The sequence below is a fragment of the Streptomyces sp. NPDC059452 genome (assembly GCF_042750035.1).
GTDB lineage: Bacteria > Actinomycetota > Actinomycetes > Streptomycetales > Streptomycetaceae > Streptomyces.
On the sequence record NZ_JBHYVE010000004.1, the window covers coordinates 45,909 to 63,904 of the forward strand.

At 70.9% G+C, this 17,996-nt stretch carries 21 protein-coding genes; 13 read left to right on the plus strand and 8 right to left on the minus strand.

Annotated features, from left to right (window positions below; all coding sequences use genetic code 11):
• Positions 1 to 61 precede the first annotated feature (61 nt).
• From ACFW9Z_RS07720 to ACFW9Z_RS07740, 5 genes are all read left to right on the plus strand, one after another.
• Positions 62 to 1,252 (plus strand): sensor histidine kinase, encoded by a 1,191-nt coding sequence (locus ACFW9Z_RS07720; protein ID WP_384635926.1) that lies wholly within the window; start codon positions 62 to 64, stop codon positions 1,250 to 1,252.
• A gap of 194 nt (positions 1,253 to 1,446) precedes the next feature.
• Positions 1,447 to 2,826: a sensor histidine kinase gene (locus ACFW9Z_RS07725; RefSeq protein WP_384635928.1), complete on the plus strand. Its 1,380-nt coding sequence runs from the start codon at positions 1,447 to 1,449 to the stop codon at positions 2,824 to 2,826.
• A gap of 488 nt (positions 2,827 to 3,314) precedes the next feature.
• Positions 3,315 to 3,974 carry a response regulator transcription factor gene (locus ACFW9Z_RS07730; protein ID WP_366390923.1) on the plus strand — a complete coding sequence of 220 codons (660 nt, stop codon included), beginning with the start codon at positions 3,315 to 3,317 and terminating at the stop codon, positions 3,972 to 3,974.
• Positions 3,975 to 4,500: 526 nt separating this feature from the next.
• On the plus strand, positions 4,501 to 6,465 hold the full coding sequence (locus ACFW9Z_RS07735) for a 2-oxoacid:acceptor oxidoreductase subunit alpha (protein ID WP_384635930.1): 1,965 nt from the start codon (positions 4,501 to 4,503) through the stop codon (positions 6,463 to 6,465).
• Complete coding sequence (locus ACFW9Z_RS07740; RefSeq protein ID WP_384635933.1) at positions 6,458 to 7,531, plus strand: 2-oxoacid:ferredoxin oxidoreductase subunit beta; 1,074 nt, start codon at positions 6,458 to 6,460, stop codon at positions 7,529 to 7,531. Before ACFW9Z_RS07735 ends, ACFW9Z_RS07740 begins: the two co-directional genes overlap by 8 nt.
• An 85-nt stretch (positions 7,532 to 7,616) precedes the next feature.
• Here the strand turns inward: ACFW9Z_RS07740 and ACFW9Z_RS07745 are convergent, their stop codons facing one another.
• Positions 7,617 to 7,952 carry a winged helix-turn-helix transcriptional regulator gene (locus ACFW9Z_RS07745; RefSeq protein ID WP_384636786.1) on the minus strand — a complete coding sequence of 112 codons (336 nt, stop codon included), beginning with the start codon at positions 7,950 to 7,952 and terminating at the stop codon, positions 7,617 to 7,619.
• A 186-nt stretch (positions 7,953 to 8,138) separates the two neighbouring features.
• Between ACFW9Z_RS07745 and ACFW9Z_RS07750 the strand changes: the two genes are divergently transcribed.
• The 3 genes from ACFW9Z_RS07750 (at position 8,139) to ACFW9Z_RS07760 (ending at position 10,724) form a co-directional block, all read left to right on the plus strand.
• Positions 8,139 to 9,008 carry an SDR family oxidoreductase gene (locus ACFW9Z_RS07750; RefSeq protein WP_384635936.1) on the plus strand — a complete coding sequence of 290 codons (870 nt, stop codon included), beginning with the start codon at positions 8,139 to 8,141 and terminating at the stop codon, positions 9,006 to 9,008.
• A gap of 157 nt (positions 9,009 to 9,165) precedes the next feature.
• Positions 9,166 to 10,188 carry an EamA family transporter RarD gene (gene rarD, locus ACFW9Z_RS07755; protein WP_384635938.1) on the plus strand — a complete coding sequence of 341 codons (1,023 nt, stop codon included), beginning with the start codon at positions 9,166 to 9,168 and terminating at the stop codon, positions 10,186 to 10,188.
• Positions 10,189 to 10,259: 71 nt separating this feature from the next.
• Positions 10,260 to 10,724 carry a hypothetical protein gene (locus ACFW9Z_RS07760; RefSeq protein ID WP_384635941.1) on the plus strand — a complete coding sequence of 155 codons (465 nt, stop codon included), beginning with the start codon at positions 10,260 to 10,262 and terminating at the stop codon, positions 10,722 to 10,724.
• A 111-nt stretch (positions 10,725 to 10,835) separates the two neighbouring features.
• Here ACFW9Z_RS07760 and ACFW9Z_RS07765 read toward each other — a convergent pair whose 3' ends face one another.
• Together ACFW9Z_RS07765 and ACFW9Z_RS07770 are read right to left on the minus strand one after the other, a co-directional pair.
• The gene (locus ACFW9Z_RS07765; RefSeq protein ID WP_384635944.1) at positions 10,836 to 11,228 is read right to left on the minus strand and encodes an SRPBCC domain-containing protein; all 393 of its coding nucleotides are present in this window, start codon (positions 11,226 to 11,228) and stop codon (positions 10,836 to 10,838) included.
• A 13-nt stretch (positions 11,229 to 11,241) separates the two neighbouring features.
• Entirely contained in the window at positions 11,242 to 11,820 is a 579-nt protein-coding gene (locus ACFW9Z_RS07770; RefSeq protein ID WP_384636789.1) for a CGNR zinc finger domain-containing protein, read from the minus strand.
• A gap of 148 nt (positions 11,821 to 11,968) precedes the next feature.
• Between ACFW9Z_RS07770 and ACFW9Z_RS07775 the strand changes: the two genes are divergently transcribed.
• The gene (locus ACFW9Z_RS07775) at positions 11,969 to 12,424 is read left to right on the plus strand and encodes a VOC family protein (RefSeq protein ID WP_384635947.1); all 456 of its coding nucleotides are present in this window, start codon (positions 11,969 to 11,971) and stop codon (positions 12,422 to 12,424) included.
• A gap of 264 nt (positions 12,425 to 12,688) precedes the next feature.
• On the opposite strand, the gene ACFW9Z_RS07780 is transcribed toward ACFW9Z_RS07775, so the two are convergent.
• From ACFW9Z_RS07780 to ACFW9Z_RS07800, 5 genes are all read right to left on the minus strand, one after another.
• Complete coding sequence (locus ACFW9Z_RS07780; RefSeq protein ID WP_384635949.1) at positions 12,689 to 13,384, minus strand: DUF4232 domain-containing protein; 696 nt, start codon at positions 13,382 to 13,384, stop codon at positions 12,689 to 12,691.
• Positions 13,385 to 13,590: 206 nt separating this feature from the next.
• On the minus strand, positions 13,591 to 14,553 hold the full coding sequence (locus tag ACFW9Z_RS07785; protein ID WP_384635952.1) for a hypothetical protein: 963 nt from the start codon (positions 14,551 to 14,553) through the stop codon (positions 13,591 to 13,593).
• A 121-nt stretch (positions 14,554 to 14,674) separates the two neighbouring features.
• The gene (locus ACFW9Z_RS07790) at positions 14,675 to 15,184 is read right to left on the minus strand and encodes a hypothetical protein (protein ID WP_384635955.1); all 510 of its coding nucleotides are present in this window, start codon (positions 15,182 to 15,184) and stop codon (positions 14,675 to 14,677) included.
• Positions 15,185 to 15,273: 89 nt separating this feature from the next.
• Positions 15,274 to 15,696 carry a hypothetical protein gene (locus ACFW9Z_RS07795; protein ID WP_384635957.1) on the minus strand — a complete coding sequence of 141 codons (423 nt, stop codon included), beginning with the start codon at positions 15,694 to 15,696 and terminating at the stop codon, positions 15,274 to 15,276.
• Positions 15,693 to 15,953: a hypothetical protein gene (locus tag ACFW9Z_RS07800; RefSeq protein ID WP_015610646.1), complete on the minus strand. Its 261-nt coding sequence runs from the start codon at positions 15,951 to 15,953 to the stop codon at positions 15,693 to 15,695. Before ACFW9Z_RS07800 ends, ACFW9Z_RS07795 begins: the two co-directional genes overlap by 4 nt.
• 82 nt (positions 15,954 to 16,035) lie before the next feature.
• Between ACFW9Z_RS07800 and ACFW9Z_RS07805 the strand changes: the two genes are divergently transcribed.
• The 4 genes from ACFW9Z_RS07805 to ACFW9Z_RS07820 all read left to right on the plus strand — a co-directional run bounded on the left by ACFW9Z_RS07805 (position 16,036) and on the right by ACFW9Z_RS07820 (position 17,901).
• Positions 16,036 to 16,887 carry a Scr1 family TA system antitoxin-like transcriptional regulator gene (locus ACFW9Z_RS07805; protein WP_384635960.1) on the plus strand — a complete coding sequence of 284 codons (852 nt, stop codon included), beginning with the start codon at positions 16,036 to 16,038 and terminating at the stop codon, positions 16,885 to 16,887.
• Positions 16,884 to 17,102, plus strand: a complete 219-nt coding sequence (locus tag ACFW9Z_RS07810) for a DUF397 domain-containing protein (RefSeq protein ID WP_384635963.1) — start codon at positions 16,884 to 16,886, stop codon at positions 17,100 to 17,102. The genes ACFW9Z_RS07805 and ACFW9Z_RS07810 overlap by 4 nt, the downstream gene beginning before the upstream one ends.
• Positions 17,099 to 17,611 (plus strand): DUF6879 family protein, encoded by a 513-nt coding sequence (locus ACFW9Z_RS07815; protein ID WP_384636792.1) that lies wholly within the window; start codon positions 17,099 to 17,101, stop codon positions 17,609 to 17,611. Before ACFW9Z_RS07810 ends, ACFW9Z_RS07815 begins: the two co-directional genes overlap by 4 nt.
• Before the next feature lie 80 nt (positions 17,612 to 17,691).
• Positions 17,692 to 17,901, plus strand: a complete 210-nt coding sequence (locus ACFW9Z_RS07820; RefSeq protein ID WP_384636795.1) for a DUF397 domain-containing protein — start codon at positions 17,692 to 17,694, stop codon at positions 17,899 to 17,901.
• Positions 17,902 to 17,996 lie beyond the last annotated feature (95 nt).

Sequence of the window (17,996 nt, forward strand, 5' to 3'; positions counted from 1 at the left end):
CTACTTCATGCCACCTACGAGCCCCATGGCGTGCGCGGACACGGCCCGGCAGGCTGGTGCCATGACCATGAGCCCTTCCGTACCCGCCCCCGACCGGCTGCCGCCTGCCCGCTTCGCCCTCGACCGGTGGACCTGGCGGGAGATCGTGCACCTGCTGGTCAACCTGCCGATGGCGATCGTCGGGTTCGTCTACGCGATTCTCGTGGTCGCCGTCGGCGTGGGACTCTCCGTCACCGCGATCGGGCTGCCGGTGCTCGTCAGCGGGTTGCGGGGCGCGCGGTGGCTGGGCAGGTTGGAGCGGGGCCGGGCGCGGTCGTTGCTCGGGGTGCGGATCGAGGAGCCGAGTCCGCTGGCGCGCGGTCGCCGCGAGGAGGGGTTCTTCCCGTGGCTCTGGTCGGGGCTGAAGGACCCGGTGGGCTGGCGCTCCCTGCTGTACGCGTTCATTCGGCTGCCGTGGGGGGTGCTGACCTTCACGGTGACGCTGGTGGCTCTGATCGTCCTGTGGCCGGTGCTCCCCTTCATCGCGCGGGGGCTGACGGCGGCGGACCGGGCGATGGTGCGGGGGCTGTTGTCGCGCTCGGACGAGTTGGAGCGCCGGATCGCGGAGCTGGAGTCGGACCGGGGCGTGGTCGTGGACACCGCCGCCGCCGACCTGCGCCGTATCGAACGCGACCTCCACGACGGCGCCCAGGCCCGACTGGTGGCCCTCGCCATGGGGTTGGGGCTGGCGAAAGAGAAGCTGACGGGCGACCCGGAGGCGGCCGCGCGGATGGTGGAGGAGGCCCACGGCGAAGTGAAGGTCGCCCTTCAGGAGCTGCGCGACCTCGCCCGCGGCATCCACCCCGCCGTCCTCACCGACCGAGGCCTCGACGCCGCACTCTCCGCCATCTCCTCCCGCTGCACCGTCCCCGTCTCCGTATCGGTGGATCTGCCGGCGCGTCCGGCGGAGGCGATCGAGGGGATCGCGTACTTCACCGTCTCGGAGCTCCTGCAGAACGTCAGCAAGCACAGCGGTGCCCGGTCGGCCTCCGTCGAAGTGTGGCGGGTGGCAGACCGGTTGCTGATCCAGGTGACGGACGACGGGTCGGGCGGGGCCCGGCTGGACGGGGGTACGGGGATGGCGGGGCTGGCCGAGCGGCTGGGGGCGGTGGACGGGCTGTTCGTCCTGGACTCCCCGGTGGGCGGGCCGACGGCCGTCACCGCCGAGCTGCCCTGGCGCGACCGGGCTCCGGCGGCCGGCCGCGTGGCCTGAGCCCGGAGTACGGCCGGGGGTGGGGAAAACCCCCGGATGAATACGGAGACCGGCCACATGGTGCCGGAGAGCACGGACCAGCACCCTTGAAGGAACACGGTCCGCGGTGGACGAGCACGAGCGCGGAGCAAAAAGCAGAACACTCCGCCGATCGGCAGAAGTGATCGACAGAAGAGACGGAACGGACGGCACTCATGGCCACGGCATACGGACCGGACATGCGGGACTACAAGGAATCGGGCACGCGCGACCACACGGGTCGGGGCGCCGGGCCCCGAGGGCAGTCCCCGGGGAATCACTTCCTCCCTGCTGTACTGCGCGCGCCCCTGGAGGCGCGTAGCTGGCGCGAGCTCCTGTATGTCGTGCTGAGCCTGCCGCTGGCGACGGTGATGTTCGTCTTCGCGGTCACCATGACCTCCCTCAGCGCCGGTCTGCTCATCACCTTCATCGGGGTTCCGCTGCTCGCGGTCGGCCTGGCCGTCTGCCGTGGGTTCGGGGCGATGGAGCGGGCCCGGGCACGCGGACTGCTGAAGCTGGATGTGGCGGAGCCCGTGCGAGTGCGGGCGAAGTCGGGCGGCCCGATGTCATGGATGGGCGCCGTCCTCAAGAGCGGGGTCTCCTGGCGTCACCTTCTTTACACGCTGCTGCACTTTCCCTGGGCCGTGTTCACGTTCTCGGTGTCGGTGGTGTTCTGGACATACGGCCTGATGGCGCTGACGTACCCGCTGTGGCACTGGATCTTCCCGGTGTTCGTGGGCGCCGACGGCATCCAGCTGTACGGGGACGCCACCCACGCGTACTACCTGGACTCCCCTCTCGAACTGGCGGCGACGAGCGCGGTGGGCCTGGTGCTGGTGCTGGTGGCGCCGTGGATCGTGCGGGGGCTGGTCTCGGTGGACCGACTGATGGTGTCCGGCCTGCTGGGCCCGTCCTCGCTGTCCGCCCGGGTCACCGAGCTGGAGTCGGACCGGGGCGTGGTCGTGGACACCGCGGCCGCCGACCTGCGCCGGATAGAACGGGACCTCCACGACGGCGCCCAGGCCCGGCTGGTCGCCCTGGCCATGGATCTCGGCCTGGCCAAGGAGAAGCTCACCGATGACCCCGAGGCGGCCGCGCGGATGGTGGACGAGGCCCATGGCGAAGTGAAGGTCGCCCTCCAGGAGCTGCGCGACCTCGCCCGCGGCATCCACCCCGCCGTCCTCACCGACCGAGGCCTCGACGCCGCACTCTCCGCCATCGCCTCCCGCTGCACCGTCCCCGTCACGGTCGAGGTGGACCTGGACGCACGGCCCGCACAGGCCATCGAGGGCATCGCCTACTTCACCGTCTCGGAGCTGCTGCAAAACGTCAGCAAGCACGCACGGGCGACCCGGGCCACGGTCGACGTGTGGCGGACGTCCGACCGGCTGATGCTCCAGGTCACCGACAACGGTCGGGGCGGCGCGGCGGTCTCGACCGGCAGCGGCCTGGCCGGACTGACGGAACGGCTCGACGCGGTGGACGGGGTCCTGGTGGTGGACTCCCCGACCGGCGGCCCGACGACGGTCACCGCCGAACTGCCCTGGCGAGGCTGACCCGACGCCCGGGGGCCGACGCCCGCCCCGGCACCGGCCCCGGGCCCCGCGCGGCGCCCGGCCCCCGCTCACCACACCTCACCGCCGCACCCCCCACCACCGCACCCCCGCCACCGGGCTCAGCGCCTCCGCCGGGCAGCCCCGCCACCCGCGCCCTCAGCCCAGCCAAGCCCCGCCCACCCCCAGGCCAGCCCGGCCACCGGAGGCGCCCGCGCCTACACCGACCGCCGCCTCCCCGCCGAAAACCCCCTCCCCGGTGGCAAGAATTTCGGCTGGGTAGCGCGATCGGTGTGCGTTATCCACAGGCACCCCATCCGCGCCCCGGGCCTGGGATGCTGGAGGTGTCGGGCGTGGAGCGCAGCGGTCGGGCGTGGGGCGCACAGCAGTGCGGACGCGGAGACGCGGGCCGTGAAGAGGCAGAGCCGCGAGAACGCGGAATCACCGGAGAACAGCGGGGGCGCAGCACCGTGGAGCATGTGGAGAACAGAGTGCGGGTAGTCATCGCCGAGGATTCGGTCCTGCTGCGGGAGGGGCTGACCCGTCTGCTGACCGATCTCGGGCACGACGTGGTCGCCGGGGTCGGGGACGCCGAGGCGCTGCTGAAGACCGTGGCGGACCTGGGCGCGGAGCAGGCGCTGCCCGATGTGGTGGTGGCCGATGTGCGGATGCCGCCGACCCACACCGACGAGGGCGTACGGGCGGCGGTGCGGCTGCGGAAGGAGTACCCGGGGATAGGGGTGCTGGTCCTCTCGCAGTACGTGGAGGAGCAGTACGCCACCGAGCTGCTGGCGGGCAGCAGCCGGGGCGTGGGCTATCTGCTGAAGGACCGGGTGGCCGAGGTCCGCGAGTTCGTCGACGCGGTCGTACGGGTGGCGCGCGGCGGGACGGCGCTGGACCCGGAGGTGGTGGCGCAGCTGCTGGGCCGCAGCCGCAAGCAGGACGTGCTGGCGGGGCTGACGCCGCGCGAGCGGGAGGTCCTGGGTCTGATGGCCGAGGGCCGGACGAACTCGGCGATCGCCCGGCAGCTCGTGGTGAGCGACGGGGCGGTGGAGAAGCACGTCAGCAATATCTTCCAGAAGCTGGGGCTCTCGCCCAGCGACGGGGACCACCGGCGCGTCCTCGCCGTACTCACCTACCTCAACTCCTGACTCACCCTTACCTGAACTCCTGACTCACGCCTACCTGAGCTCCTGGCTCATCTACCTGGACCTCCAGCGATCTGACACCCTGTCAGTTATCCGTCAGCACCTGTCAGCCATCCACCCGAACCGCCACCGGGCGCCCGACGAGCACCCGGCGCACTCCCCGCGGATCTTCGCCGGGGGTGTCCGGGGAGTCTCCGCCGGGCAGTCCTGGGCGGAAGACCCACAGCAGGATCACGGCAGGGTCGCGGCAGAACCACGTCGCAACCACGTCACAGGCACGGCGCAACCACGACGTAGCCACGACGCAGCCACGGCAGGACCTAGCACCAAAGACCTACGGGCAGAACACCTGCACCCAGCGATCGGGGGGCTTGAGAAAGATGGTAAAACGGGCTAAAAGGGTGTCTCAAAACAGCGTCCACCATATGATCGGCCCCTGGAGGGCGAACCGCACGGACGTAGGGTTGCCTCTGGGACCGCCGGCTGGCCGGACGGTTCCGAACCGCCGCCCCAAGGGAGGTCCAGTTCAGTGACGAGCCAGGTCAGTAGCGCGGCAGAGAAGGCCGATGAGGCCAACGACGCCGTCCTCGGGGGTCAGCGCGCCCCCCTGTCAGGAACGACGGGAACGACCGGCGGCGACGGGAAAGAGGTCCGCCGCCTGGACCGGGTGATCATCCGCTTCGCGGGTGACTCGGGCGACGGGATGCAGCTCACGGGTGACCGGTTCACCTCGGAGACGGCCTCCTTCGGGAACGATCTCTCCACCCTGCCGAACTTCCCGGCCGAGATCCGGGCCCCCGCAGGCACCCTGCCAGGGGTTTCCTCCTTCCAGCTGCACTTCGCCGACCATGACATCCTCACCCCCGGCGACGCCCCCAACGTCCTGGTCGCGATGAACCCGGCCGCCCTCAAGGCGAATATCGACGACGTGCCGCGCGGCGCCGAAATCATCGTCAACACCGACGAGTTCACCAAGCGGCCCATGGCGAAGGTCGGGTATGCGACCAGTCCGCTGGAGGACGGCTCGCTGGAGGCGTACAACGTCCACCCGGTGCCGCTGACGACCCTGACGATCGAGGCGCTGAAGGAGTTCGGGCTCTCCCGCAAGGAGGCCGAGCGGTCCAAGAACATGTTCGCGCTCGGGCTGCTGTCCTGGATGTACCACCGGCCGACCGAGGGAACGGAGACGTTCCTGCGGCAGAAGTTCGCGAAGAAGCCGCAGATCGCCGAGGCGAATGTGGCGGCCTTCCGGGCAGGGTGGAATTTCGGCGAGACGACCGAGGACTTCGCCGTCAGTTACGAGGTCGCCCCGGCCTCCCAGGCGTTCCCCACCGGCACCTACCGCAACATCTCCGGGAACCTGGCCCTCTCCTACGGCCTGATCGCCGCCGGGCAGCTGGCGGACCTGCCGCTCTACCTGGGCTCGTACCCGATCACCCCGGCCTCGGACATCCTGCACGAGCTGTCCAAGCACAAGAACTTCGGCGTGCGCACCTTCCAGGCCGAGGACGAGATCGCCGGGATCGGGGCGGCGCTGGGCGCCGCGTTCGGCGGGGCGCTGGGCGTGACCACGACGTCGGGGCCCGGCGTGGCGCTGAAGTCGGAGACGATCGGGCTCGCGGTCTCCCTGGAGCTGCCGCTGCTGATCATCGACATCCAGCGCGGCGGGCCCTCCACCGGCCTGCCGACCAAGACCGAACAGGCCGACCTGCTCCAGGCGATGTACGGCAGGAACGGCGAGGCCCCCGTCCCGATCGTGGCCCCGCAGACCCCGGCCGACTGCTTCGACGCCGCGATCGACGCGGCCCGGATCGCCCTGACGTACCGGACCCCGGTCTTCCTGCTCTCCGACGGCTATCTGGCCAACGGCTCCGAGCCCTGGCGCATCCCGGAGACGGACAGTCTGCCCGACCTCACCACCCCCTTCGCCACCGGCCCGAACCACACCCAGGCCGACGGCACCGAGGTCTTCTGGCCCTACAAGCGCGACCCGCAGACCCTGGCCCGCCCCTGGGCCGTCCCCGGCACCCCCGGCCTCGAACACCGCATCGGCGGGATCGAGAAGCAGGACGGCACCGGGAACATCTCCTACGACCCGGCCAACCACGACCTGATGGTCCGCACCCGTCAGGCGAAGGTCGACAACATCGCCGTCCCCGACCTCGTCGTCGACGACCCGGCCGGGGCCCGCACCCTGGTGCTCGGCTGGGGCTCGACGTACGGGCCGATCACCGCCGCCGTACGCAGGCTGCGCGCCGCCGGGCAGCCCATCGCCCAGGCCCACCTGAGACACCTCAACCCCTTCCCGAGAAACCTCGGCGAGGTGCTGAAGGGTTACGACAAGGTCGTCGTCCCGGAGATGAACCTGGGCCAGCTCGCGCTGCTGCTGCGGGCGAAGTATCTGGTGGACGCCCACAGCTACAACCAGGTCAACGGAATGCCGTTCAAGGCCGAGCAGCTCGCCACCGCCCTCAAGGAGGCCATCGATGCCTGAAGCCGGGGAACTGCTCCACAACGAACTGCTGCAGCTGGTGCCCAAAGCCGAGGCGAAGCAGTCCATGAAGGACTTCAAATCCGACCAGGAAGTGCGCTGGTGCCCCGGCTGCGGCGACTACGCCGTCCTCGCCGCAGTACAGGGCTTCATGCCGGAGCTGGGGCTGGCGAAGGAGAACATCGCCTTCGTCTCCGGCATCGGCTGCTCCTCCCGCTTCCCGTACTACATGAACACGTACGGGATGCACTCCATCCACGGCCGCGCCCCCTCCATCGCCACCGGGCTCGCCACCTCCCGCCGCGATCTGTCGGTCTGGGTGGTCACCGGGGACGGCGACGCGCTCTCCATCGGCGGCAACCACCTCATCCACGCCCTGCGTCGCAACGTCAACCTGAAGATCCTCCTCTTCAACAACCGGATCTACGGGCTGACCAAGGGCCAGTACAGCCCCACCTCCGAGATCGGGAAGATCACCAAGTCGACGCCGATGGGCTCGCTCGACGCCCCCTTCAACCCGGTGTCACTGGCGATCGGGGCGGAGGCGACGTTCGTGGCGCGGACGGTCGACTCCGACCGCAAGCACCTCACGAGCGTGCTGCGCGCGGCGGCCGAGCACCCGGGCACAGCCCTGGTGGAGATCTACCAGAACTGCAACATCTTCAACGACGGCGCCTTCGAGGTCCTCAAGGACAAGGAGCAGGCCGCCGAGGCCGTCATCCGCCTCGAACACGGGCAGCCGATCCTCTTCGGAGCCGACGGCTCCAAGGGCGTCGTCCGCAATCAGGCCACCGGTGATCTGGAAGTCGTCGCCGTCACCGACGAGAACCGCTCCCAGGTCCTCGTCCACGACGCCCACGCGGACTCCCCGACCACGGCGTTCGCGCTGTCGCGGCTGGCCGACGCCGACACCCTGCACCACACCCCCATCGGGGTGCTGCGCAGCGTCGAGCGGCCCGTCTACGACACCCTGATGTCCGACCAGGTGGACGCCGCCGTGGAGCGCGACGGCAAGGGCGATCTCGGTGCGCTGCTCGCCGGGGCCGACACCTGGACCGTCGTCGGCTGACAAGCCGCAGAGTCACGGCAGAGGCCCGGGCCCCGTCCCCCGACCGAGGAGGACCAGGCCCGGGCCTCTGCCGTGACAAGGACGATCAGGCCCGGGCCTCGTCGTACACCTCGCGTGCCGCCTGCACCGCGTCCACCCGGCGTTCGGCCCAGCGGGCGAGCGCCCACACCTGTTCGGCGGCCTCGGTGCCGAGCGGGGTGAGCGAGTAGTCCACCCGGGGCGGGATCACCGGCTTCGCGTCCCGGTGGACGAAGCCGTCGCGCTCCAGCGTCTGGAGGGTCTGGGCCAGCATCTTCTCGCTGACCCCGCCGATCGTGCGGCGCAGCTCGCTGAAGCGGTACGAGCGCTCCAGCAGGGCCGCCAGCACGAGCACGCCCCAGCGGCTCGTCACATGCTCCAGCACCAGGCGTGACGGGCACATCGGCTGGTTGACGTCCTGGACGGGGATCGGCACCCCTTGCAGACCGACCGGAGCCGTACTCCCCACACTCTCACTAACTCCCATATCAGTACCTTACTTCAAAGTGGGTACTTTCTTTCAGTTAGTGCCCGCCATACGCTCGATCGGGAAAGCCCCCCACCGAAATCCCGAAACAGGAGCACCCCCATGAGCATCGTCGTCACCGGAGCCACCGGAGCACTCGGCCGCCTCGTCATCGATGAGCTGCTGGCCACGGTCCCGGCCGGTGAGATCGCGGCGGTCGTCCGCGACAAGGAGAAGGCCGCCGCGCTCGCGGCCCGGGGCATCGAGCTCCGTATCGCCGACTACGACCGGCCCGAGACCCTCGCCGGGGCGTTCCGGGCGGGCGACCGGGTGCTGCTGATCTCCGGCAGCGAGGTGGGCAAGCGGGTCGCCCAGCACACCGCGGTCATCGAGGCGGCCAAGGCGGCGGGCGTGGCGCAGCTCGCGTACACGGGCATCCTGGGCGGACCGGACGCGGACTTCCTGCTGGCCGACGAGCACAAGGCCACCGAGCGGCTGATCCTCGGCTCCGGGCTGCCGTACACGCTCCTGCGCAACGGCTGGTACACGGAGAACTACACCGCCAACCTCGCCCCCGTCCTGGAGCACGGCGCGGTCGTCTCCAACGCGGGCGAGGGCCGGATCGCCTCCGCCGCCCGCGCCGACTACGCCGCCGCAGCGGCGGCCGTGGTGACCGGCGAGGGCCACCTCGGCCAGGCCTACGAGCTGAGCGGCGACACCGCCTGGTCGCTCGCCGAGTACGCGGCCCTGCTGTCCGAGGTGACCGGCAAGGAGATCGCGTACCAGCAGGTCCCGGCCGCCGCGCACCAGGAGATCCTGGTCGGCGCGGGCCTTCCCGAGGGGTTCGCCGCGATCCTCACCGACGTGGACGAGGCCATCGGGCGCGGGCGGCTCGCGGGGACGAGCGGCGACCTGGCCCGGCTGATCGGCCGCCCGACCACCCCCCTGGCCACCTCGGTACGCGCCGCCCTCACGACCACCACCGCCGCCTGAGACACACAGGCCCCCATGTCATCAGCTGTCACCGGCTGCCATCGGCGTCCATACATGTCATGAGTGTTTCCCTGAGACGGCTATGACATGAGGCCCTTCCGGCGTTACCGTCATCCCGTCGGCAGACCCGTCGGCGCAGGTAGTCCGGGAGGGGCCCGTGAAGGGGAAGAACGAACAGCGGGCCGGCCTGCTGTACGGAGTCGGCGCGTACGGGATGTGGGGCATCGTCCCCCTCTTCTGGCCGCTGCTCCAGCCGTCCGGGGCGGTCGAGATCCTGGCCCACCGGATGGTCTGGTCCCTGGCCGTCGTCGGGGTCGCCCTGCTCGTGATCCGACGCTGGGCCTGGATCGGCGAGCTGGCCCGCGATCCGCGCAAGCTGGGCCTGATAGCGGTCGCGGCGGCGACCATCGCCGTCAACTGGGGTCTCTACATCTGGGCCGTCAACAACGGCCAGGTCGTCGAGGCCTCGCTCGGCTACTTCATCAACCCGCTGGTCACCATCGCCATGGGCGTCCTCCTGCTCGGCGAGCGGCTGCGGCCGGTCCAGTGGATCGCCGTCGCCACCGGCCTGGCCGCCGTACTCGTCCTGGCGATCGGTTACGGGCGGCCGCCGTGGATCTCCCTGGTCCTGGCGTTCTCCTTCGCCACGTACGGGCTGGTGAAGAAGAAGGTCAACATGGGCGGCCTGGAGTCGCTGGCCGCCGAGACCGCCGTACTCTTCCTGCCCGCGCTCGGCTTCCTGCTCTGGCTGACGGCCACCGGCGCGTCGACGTTCACCGCCGGGCCCGCGGGCCCGGGCCACGGGGCGCTGCTCGCCGCGACGGGCATCGTCACGGCGGTCCCGCTGATCTGCTTCGGGGCGGCGGCGATCCGGGTACCGCTCTCCACGCTGGGGCTGCTCCAGTACCTGGCTCCGGTCTTCCAGTTCGCCCTCGGCATCCTCTACTTCCACGAGGAGATGCCGCCCGAACGGTGGGCCGGGTTCGCGCTGGTGTGGCTGGCCCTCTCCCTCCTGACCTGGGACGCCCTGCGCAACGCCCGCCGCAACCGGGCCCTGGCGGCGGACCTGCTGGCCACCGCGGCGGCGGCACCCCCGCCTCCCGTTTCCACGGCCCCCGCCCCCGCGACCCCGGCTCCCACAGCCCCGGAGGCCGCCCCGACCAGGACGAACCCGTCGTGAGCGAGGCCGGTCCCCGGGCGACCAGGGTCGGCATGGTGGACGCGATCCGATAAGGCTGATTGAGTGCCCGGATGGGGACTGTCCTGGGCGAGATGAGGAACGTGCGGTGGCACGAGCTGCGGCATGCGTACGGCTCCGCGTCCCAGGTTCCCGGCACGCTGTCGCGGATCGCCTGGGGTGACGGCCCGACCGCCGAGGACGCGCTGAGCGACCTGGGCCAGTGGATAGGCGCCCCGGCGGTGTTCGATTCGACCGTGGCCGCGGTGCCGTTCCTGTGGGAGCTGGCGGCGACGGAGACCGTACGGGACCGGGCGGGCGTCCTGGAACTGCTCGCCACGATCCTCGCCGCCGGGCACACCCAGCACCCCGAGTGGACCCGCGCCGCGCACGAGGCGGTGGCGGCGGACCGCCCCACGGCCGCCCGGCTGGCCACCGACGCGTCTGCTCCCCAGGCGGTACGGGACGCGGCGGCGCGGCTGCTGACCGCGACGGACGGCCACACGTGCGGAGCCTGCCCGCCACGTACGACGGCGTAAGAGCGAAGGCCCACGGCCGTACGGCGTGAAGGCCTAGGCCCCCCCCCGTACGGCGTGCGCCCCCGCTCAGAGCAGCCCGTCAGTGCGTCAGCCCGTCAATCCAGCAGCGCGTCAATCCGTCAGCTCCGCCGCCACCCGCTCCATCACACCCTTCCAGTGCGTACGCCGCTCCTCGCGCTCCTCCGCGCTCGCCAGCCGCTCCTGGTGGAAGCGGAGTACGGCCCGGTCCTCGGAGCTGCCGGGTGTCACGGTGACCTGGACCGTGGACGTGCCGTGGGTGAGGCGGACGCGGTCGCCGGGGTGGTAGCTGCGGATCTCGCCCTCGGTGCCGTCCGCCGTACGGTACGGAGTGCCCTTCTCCGTGGGGAGCGGTCCCTCGGCGCCGAGCCAGAGCGCGACGCCCTCCGGTCCGGTGATGAACTCCCATACGGCCTGCGGCGGTTGCCGGATCGTCCGGGAGACGCCGATCTCCCAGCCCGCGTCCTGAGTGAGTCCGGTAGGCATGGCGCACACCCCTTCAGTCAGTGGTCGTCGTCCGGGCGCGGTGGGCCCGGACCTTGTGGCGGTTCCCGCACCGCTCCATCGAGCACCAGCGCCGCTTGCCGGGCCGGGAGGTGTCGACGAACAGCAGGCGGCAGTCGTCCGCGCCGCACGTACGGATCCGGTGGGCGTACGCCCCGGTGAACAGCTCGACCGCGTCACGGGCCACGGTGGAGAGCAGCCCGGTCCCGGTCGCCCCCGCCGCCCACTCCCGCGCCCCCTCGGCGGTCAGCCGGGCGGTCAGGGGCGGGTGCGCCGCCGCACCGTTCACCACGGCGAGGTCGTCCGCCCCGGGCGGCAGCCCCGCCACCCGCGCCTCCGCCAGCCGCCACAGCGCATCCCGCAGCGCACGGGCGGCCGCCACCTCGGCCGGGCTCACGGCCGGGCCGAGCCCACCGGGCAGTCGGCTCTCCCCCGCCCAGCGCACCAGGTCATCGGGCCCGTGCAGCACCTCGAAGTACGCGAGCGGGCCCGGCCCACCGGTCGGCAGGAGCTCCAGACACAGGGCCCCCGCATCGAACCGGAACGAGCTGCCGTCCGGATGCCGCAGCACCATCCCAGGCGGCTCGGACGCCCCCCGCCGCGTCGGCGCCCGCACGGCCGGTGCGTCCAGCGGCCCCGGCGTGCCAGGCGCACCCCGCCCGCCCGGCACCCCCGGCGTGTCCATTGCGCTTCCACTCATGTAACCACTATAAACGGTTTCCATGACACGCACCCTGTCCTGGAAGCTCGTGATCGACAGCGCCGACCCGCACGCCCAAGCCGGATTCTGGGCCGAGGCCCTGGGCTACGTGATCGAGGACAACAGCGCCCTGGTCGAGCAGTTGCTCGCCGCCGGAGCCGTACCCGGGCCCATCACCACCCACGCCCACGGCCGCCGCGCCTGGCGCGACCTCGCGGCGGCACGGCACCCGGAGGACCCGTACGACGAGAGAAGCGGTACGGGGCTGGGGCGGCGGCTGCTGTTCCAGCGGGTCCCGGAGCCGAAGACGGTGAAGAACCGCCTCCACATCGACGTGCACACCGCACCCGGGGAACGCGACACGGAAGCGGAGCGGCTGGTGGCCCTGGGTGCGCGCGTCCTGCGCACGGTCGACGAACCGGGCGGAAGCTGGCTCGTACTCGAAGATCCCGAGGGGAACGAGTTCTGCGTGAACTGATCCACGCGGGACCTACGCGCAGTGGACGCGGATCGAGCCGTTGTTGCCGGGCCGGACGCCCAGACGGGGGCGGTGGCGGGAACCACCGTGAGGTGATCGATGCGATCGCCTGGAAGTCCCGGACCGGATCGCCGTGGGTCCGTCTGCCGGAGACCCCGGAGAACCCGGAGAAATACGGGAACTGACGAGGAGGCAACGCGGCAGGAGCACTTCGCGCTAGCTGTTCTCCGGGGTCGGCGGGGCGGGGCGGAGTCAGTCGGCCGGTTAGTTGCTGGCCTTGCCCACCGGGCTGACTTCCATCTTCTTCCCGCTGCCCTCGTCGTCGGTAACGGCGAGCGTGCCCGCCGGCCACGTCAGGGTGAAGGGCTCGACCTCGTTCGGGGGTGTCACCACCATGTCGGTCAGCCGCACGCCGGAGCCGCCGCTGCTGTTGACCGGGAACGTGATGGTGAAGGCTGCGGTCCCGCCCTCCTTGAGGATCTGCGCCACGGGCTGCTCGCCGTTGCGGTCCACAGAGATGGTGTCGCCCAGGGACGTTTCCAGATCGACACCCGGGAAGCCGCTGATGCGGCAGTCGCTGCTGGAGACGTTCTTGAAGGTGACGGTGACGACGCCGTCCGTCTTGTTCGTGGTGGTGTCGGCGGCGGTGGCGTCAAGCACGCCGTAGCGGCACGGGGCGACCTTGCCGTCACTGGTGTCACCGGTGCTGGTGTCGGCGCCTTGGCCGCTCCCCCCGGTGCTGGTGCCGGTGCTCTGGTCCGACCCGCCGGTGCTGGTGCCGGTGCTCTGGTCGCTCCCACCAGTGCCGCCCGCCTCCCCCGCCGACGCGGTGGGGCTGACCTGCGTGCTGCCCGACGCGTTGTCGTCGCCGTTGCAGGCGGTGAGGGCGAGGGCGAGCACGGCGGTGAGTGCTGCACCGACGGTGGCGGTGCGCTTGCGGAAATGGAGCGTCGTACGCATGTGAATTCCCCGAGTGTATGGCGGTCGAGTACGGAGGTGCAGTCGCGGCCCGGAACGCGCGGCGAGCCGCTACCCCGCTTGACCTGCTGACACTTGAAGCATCACGCCCACCGCTCATGTTTGGCTGACGTTTCGCTTACGACCTGCTGTCGTCCCTCGACACGGCGGAACCCGCCCTCGTCCGACTCCGGTCACGACGCCCCGCACTAGAAGGCCCGACGCCACCTGCCCCGCTCGTCGGCCAGCCGTACGGCATCCGCGCGGCACACCTCGATGCGCCGCCGGGTCCCTCCGGCGGGCGTCCACTGCACGCTGGTCACCGCCGGGCCGTGGCGGTGGTCGAAGAAGCACCCGGTCCTCGACTGCACGGTGTCCAGCCCCATCCGGGCGTCCAGCCTGGCCAGCGCGGTCCGCCCCTCGGCGAGGATGCCCAGCACCTCACCGGGGCGGGCCGCCTTGGCACGCTCGTACGCGTTCAGCGCGAGCGAGTAGTCCGCCCTCTCCACGTACTCCACCCCCGGCAGGCTCGCGTCGAAGGGGTGATGGGCCAGCAGCTCACCGAACTCGGTGACGGCCTGCTCCTCCTCCACCGACCGGGCCGGAGGCGAGGGCAGGAGCGGAGGCGGGGACTGGGACTGGGACTGGGACTGGGACGGGAACGGGGACTGAGGCTCGGACCCGGACCCGGACTCGGGCGAAGACACACCGGCCCGAGCGGCGGCCGCGGGCTTCTCCTCCCTACTGACGTGGCCCACCCACAGGGCACAGAACCCGCTGCTGAACAGCCAGACCAGAAGGAGCGGCCAGAGCCGCGCATCCGTCGGCAGAAAATGGGCGAAGACAGAACTGAACGGAGCAAGCATCACCGTCGGCCACAGCACCGATCCAAGGCCGTGGCCAATGGCCCGTCCCCAACGGCGTTTCTCCATCGGCATACTGAAGAGCCGCGTCGCCATCGCGGGCCCGGCCGCCGCGAGGAGCAGCCAGAGGAGGAACCGCCCTCCTGACAACCCGTCCACGAACAGCAGCAGCAACGCCACGCCGAGGGTCGTGCAGCCACCCGCCACCGCGCCGTAGACGAGCGCCACCCGCACGGAGACCTCGCCGCGCCACCCGACGTTTCCGCCGCGTACTGCGCTCCCCTGCCGCCGTTCGGCCTGCTTCCCCATGAAGGCGCCCCCCGCCTCGCCCAACCCGCCTTACGCTCCCCCAGGTTACGCAAACCTTGTCGACGACGAGGCGATGAGGCGACGAGACGACAACCCGAGCGGTACGACGTACGCGGCACCCTCAGCCCACACTTTCCGGCCCTTCACCCCCACCCGTGCCCCCGTCCCCATCCCCATCCCCATCCCCGTCCTCGTCCCCATCCCCACCCCGCTCCCGCCGCACCTCCTCCCTGACCTGCTCCGCCACCAGGTCCGCGAGCGGGTCCGTCACGTGCCAGGAGTGCGGGGCGGAGTGCCGGTCGAACAGGAGGCACGCCTCCCCCTCGTCGGTGGCCAGGTCGCGGAGGACGGCGAGGCACGGGGGCACTTCGGCGAACCGGAACTTACGGCGCATGCCCGTGTCGGTGTCCGTATCGGTCCAGAACATCCACAGGTCCCGGGCGGCGGACATCTCCGCCGCCCAGAGCTGCGCCGCGTGCTCGGTCTCCTTGTCGTGCTCGCCGAGTTCGCACAGCAGCATCTCGTCCAGCTCGGGCATGACCGGCGTCCGGCCGGGTTCGGTGTTCATGGCGGTGAGCACGACGAGCGCGCCCATCGGCGGGACTTCGGCGAATGCGGTGCACTGCAACACGTCGTTCGATCCTCGGTGGTTGGGGGCGGGGTTCGGGCAGCCGCCCGGAGAAGAAGTACGTACGCGCGTATGTACGCCCGTCAGTCCGGCTAACGGGCCAGCGGGCGGACCACGAGCCCGTACCAGGCCAGGGCGTCCCGGGCGACGAACTCGTACGGCAACCCGTCCGCGAGCCGCAGCAGCGCGTAGTCGTGCTCGCGGAAACTGTCGGCCCACGCCCGGAGTTCGGCCGGTGCGTCATGGAACGCACCTCTGGCGACCGGGTGGTGAGCGCCGTCGGCGACCGGGGCGTGAGCACCGTCGGCGACCGGGTGCAGCGCGCGGGCCGGGATCCAGGAGGTGTACGGGTCCGGGTCGAGCGCGTCCGCGAACCGGCGGGCCTGCCGCCGCAGCCACCGGAGCGCGAGCCGCCGGGTCGGGGCGACGACCCCGCCGAGCCGTACGGACCGCGCCGCATCGCCCGCGCTGCTCTCGGCGACGTACCAACAACCCCGCGCCTGGCCCGGGTTCACAGCACCTCTCCCCGGCTACGGGCGTTGAGGCGGGCGGTACGGGCGCGGAGCTGCTCCATGAGGAGGGCAGGGCGTACGTAGCGGGGCTCGACCTCCCACTCGATGCCGCCGCCCACGGGCCGCAGCGACCAGTAGAAGCCGGCGACTCCCCGGAACTCCCCCACGCGGTCACCACGGCTGGTGTCCACCAGGAGAGTTCCGGGATCAGGAACGCGCGGACAGCGTTCGTGATTCGGACACACGTTTTCGCCGTACACCATTCGGATCCTCTCTGTAGCCATATGACTACCGGGGAGGCTCAGAGTGTCCTAACGTCGAATGGTCTTCAACTTGGCCGTAATGGAGGGCACGTTGGTATACCGGAAGCAGTTGAATGCCGAGGCCAGCCCGCAAGCCGCGTACGGTGCACGTCTGCGCAGGTTACGTGACGAGCGTGGGATGACCCAGGACGATCTGGGGGATCTGGCCGGTTGCACGGGCAGGCACATCTCGGCCATGGAAACTGGTCGTAAGTCCGCAACCCTGCCCTTCTCGCGGCGGGCCGATCAGATCTTCGGCCTGGTCGGCAGCCCCGAGGCCTTCGAGCGCGAGTGGCGGGAAATCAAACAGGGCAGCCTGCTGGAGGGCTTCCCGGAATACCTCCGTCTGGAGAAGCGGGCGGCGGAGATCCGGCTGTACGAGGTCGGTGTCATCCCGGGCCTGCTCCAGACCCCGGAGTACGCCAAGGTCCTCGCGGAGAGCGCGGCCCGGCGCGGGGCCATCACCGCCGAGCAGGCCCAGGAGCGGATCGCGGTCACCGCGCAACGGCAGGCGGCGGTGTTCGGGGGCCGGGAGACGATGGTCTTCGGCATGGTGGACGAGAGCTGCCTGCGCCGCCCGGTCGGCGGGCCCGAGGTGATGAAGGCGCAGTACGACCACCTCATCGAGTTCGCCGAACTGCCCAACACGATGCTTCAGGTGGTCCCGTTCGACCTGGGAGAGCTCCGCCCGTTCGACCTGCCGGTCTACATCCTGACCATGGTGGACCGCTCGATCATGTCGTACGCCGAATCCTCACAACAGGGGTACGTCGAAAGGGAAACCACCGCTGTGCTGCCCCTGCTCTCGGACTACCATCGCCTGCAAGCGGTAGCTCCCTCGCAGGCGGCCTCCGTTGACATCGTCAAGCAGTTGCGAAAGGGCATCCCGTGACAACCGAAACCCCCCGCTGGTTCACGTCCTCGTACAGCAACAACGGCGGCGCGTGCGTGGAGGTCGCCACCAACCTGGCCGCCGCCCCGCACGGCATCGTCCCCGTCCGCGACTCCAAGCACGACGACACCACCGGCCCGGTCCTCACCGTCCCGGCCGCCGCGTTCACGACGTTCGTCGCGGGTGTCCGGGCCGGGGAGTTCGGCGCGGTCTGACGGCCCGGCGGACCTGTCCGCCCAAGAGAGAGCCTCCGGCTTCCGCAACGGGAAGCCGGAGGCTCTCGTCTCGCCGGGAGCGGTGGGAGGCGTTCCGGCTGTTCCTCGACGGCGAGCCGAAGCCGGAGGGCTACAACGAGGACTGGCTCGACGAGGTACGGGTACACGTCGACTCCGGCCGGAGAATGTATCGCGTACACGTGGTCACGCGCCCGCTCACGCCCTATCTGCGGTACGAGTTGGGCTGGGGCTGCACGACGAACAGCACGGCCGGTGAGGAGTTCTTCATCCTCGACGTGACCGAGCACCCCGACCCGCTCGGCGGCGTGGGCGACTTCTGGCTGTTCGACTCGCGCACGGCGGCACCCATGCGCTACACGCCCGACGGCGAGTTCGCCGGGGCCGACGTGCTCCCCGACGACCGGGCCGAGGAGTACGCCGCCTACAGGGACACGGCGTTGGCACACGCCGTACCGTTCGCGGAATGGTGGGCAACGCACGGCGACTGACCCGCGCCGGCCGTGGGTATCCATGCCCCTGGAACCGACCACCCACGAAAGGGCACCCCGTGACGACCGAGCCCGAACCCATGGCCCCTCACTGGTTCACGTCCTCGTACAGCGACAACGGCGGCCAGTGCGTGGAAGTCGCCACCAACCTGGCCGCCGCCCCGCACGGCATCGTCCCCGTCCGCGACTCCAAGCACGACGACACCACCGGCCCGGTCCTCACCATCCCCGCCACCGCGTTCACGGCCTTCGTCGCGGGGGTCGGCGCGGGGGAGTTCGGCGCGGTCTGAGCAACCGCCCCACGAAGTGGCCCCACCGTGCGTGCACGGTGGGGCTTTTCCGTCACGACGGCGAAGGCCACGGACCGAGGCTCGCGCAGCAACCT

Excerpts from the sequence above, each read along its gene's own strand:
- ACFW9Z_RS07720 (WP_384635926.1), top strand. The coding sequence starts at position 62 with ATGACCATGAGCCCTTCCGTACCCGCCCCCGACCGGCTGCCGCCTGCC.
- ACFW9Z_RS07725 (WP_384635928.1), top strand. The coding sequence starts at position 1,447 with ATGGCCACGGCATACGGACCGGACATGCGGGACTACAAGGAATCGGGC.
- ACFW9Z_RS07740 (WP_384635933.1), top strand. The coding sequence starts at position 6,458 with ATGCCTGAAGCCGGGGAACTGCTCCACAACGAACTGCTGCAGCTGGTG.
- ACFW9Z_RS07745 (WP_384636786.1), bottom strand. The coding sequence starts at position 7,952 with ATGTGCCCGTCACGCCTGGTGCTGGAGCATGTGACGAGCCGCTGGGGC.
- ACFW9Z_RS07750 (WP_384635936.1), top strand. The coding sequence starts at position 8,139 with ATGAGCATCGTCGTCACCGGAGCCACCGGAGCACTCGGCCGCCTCGTC.
- ACFW9Z_RS07760 (WP_384635941.1), top strand. The coding sequence starts at position 10,260 with ATGGGGACTGTCCTGGGCGAGATGAGGAACGTGCGGTGGCACGAGCTG.
- ACFW9Z_RS07765 (WP_384635944.1), bottom strand. The coding sequence starts at position 11,228 with ATGCCTACCGGACTCACTCAGGACGCGGGCTGGGAGATCGGCGTCTCC.
- ACFW9Z_RS07770 (WP_384636789.1), bottom strand. The coding sequence starts at position 11,820 with ATGGTGCTGCGGCATCCGGACGGCAGCTCGTTCCGGTTCGATGCGGGG.
- ACFW9Z_RS07775 (WP_384635947.1), top strand. The coding sequence starts at position 11,969 with ATGACACGCACCCTGTCCTGGAAGCTCGTGATCGACAGCGCCGACCCG.
- ACFW9Z_RS07780 (WP_384635949.1), bottom strand. The coding sequence starts at position 13,384 with ATGCGTACGACGCTCCATTTCCGCAAGCGCACCGCCACCGTCGGTGCA.
- ACFW9Z_RS07785 (WP_384635952.1), bottom strand. The coding sequence starts at position 14,553 with ATGGGGAAGCAGGCCGAACGGCGGCAGGGGAGCGCAGTACGCGGCGGA.
- ACFW9Z_RS07805 (WP_384635960.1), top strand. The coding sequence starts at position 16,036 with ATGGAGGGCACGTTGGTATACCGGAAGCAGTTGAATGCCGAGGCCAGC.
- ACFW9Z_RS07820 (WP_384636795.1), top strand. The coding sequence starts at position 17,692 with ATGGCCCCTCACTGGTTCACGTCCTCGTACAGCGACAACGGCGGCCAG.